Here is a 1,008-nt window from a genome sequence, read left to right as displayed (position 1 = left end):
CCTCGATGACTTCAACGGGATTGACGTACAGCAATACGATGACTCCATTGTCCTCTCTGGTCGCAAGTATATCGACCGTGTCATGAAAACCCACGGATGGGATACACCCGCCGAATCCTATCCATGCAAGCAAGTCACTCCGCTCCCTGCCGACGCGATTAATACGATGTATCAGCACACCGGCCCCTTGGAAGGAACCCCTGAACATTCTGCCCTTGCCGCCAAACATGGCTTCGCCTACAGAACGCTACTTGGTGAACTCCTGTATGCCTACGTGACCTGCCGTCCTGATATTGGCTACGCCGCCGTCACTCTTAGCAAGTTCTCCATCAACCCCCATGATATCCACTATACCTTGCTTAAAAAGGTTGCCAAGTACCTTCGACAAACCAAGGAATGGGGCATCACTTACCGCAAGAACACTCGTGACCCCCAGCTGCCAAATTCACCGCATACGCGCCTACTACATCCTGCCGACTTGCCGGACTTCCCTTCAGCTGCCCATCCGCTCGAAATGGCCGGCTATGTCGACGCTGCCCATGCCAATGACCTACGTAATCGCCGCTCAACTACCGGCTATGCCTTTCTCCTCTCTGGTGGCGCCATCTCCTACCGATGTAAAACGCAGTCTATTACTGCCACAAGCTCCACCGAAGCTGAATTTCTCGCTGCAGTCGCCGCTTCCAAACATGCCAAGTACCTACGTGCGATCATGACCGAACTGGGTTTTCCCCCACCTGGTCCAACTCCCATCTATGAGGATAACAAGTCTGCCATCAACATGATCAATGCCCGAGTACCTACCGAACGCTCCCGGCACATCGACATTCAGCACTTCGCCATCCAAGATTGGAAGGACGCTGGCGATATCGTCATGCACTACATCCCTGGTATCATCAACCCATCTGATGACCTTACCAAACCGCTGGGTTGGATTCTCCACTCTCGACATGCGCGCCGGATCATGGGCCACTACTAACCCCGGACATGCTCTCCCAAATGCACTCT

Annotated in this window: 1 protein-coding gene; it reads left to right on the top strand. The window is 53.8% G+C overall.

Translation table 11 applies throughout. The annotated features are described in order from the left end of the window. Positions 1-979: Ty1/Copia family ribonuclease HI (locus V6D20_24950; GenBank protein ID HEY9819031.1), on the top strand; the 979-nt coding region annotated here is incomplete at its 5' end. Between the last annotated feature and the right edge of the window lie 29 nt (positions 980-1,008).

The organism is Candidatus Obscuribacterales bacterium, assembly GCA_036703605.1.
Classification (GTDB): domain Bacteria; phylum Cyanobacteriota; class Cyanobacteriia; order RECH01; family RECH01; genus RECH01.
This window is presented reverse-complemented; position numbering and strand designations above follow the sequence as displayed.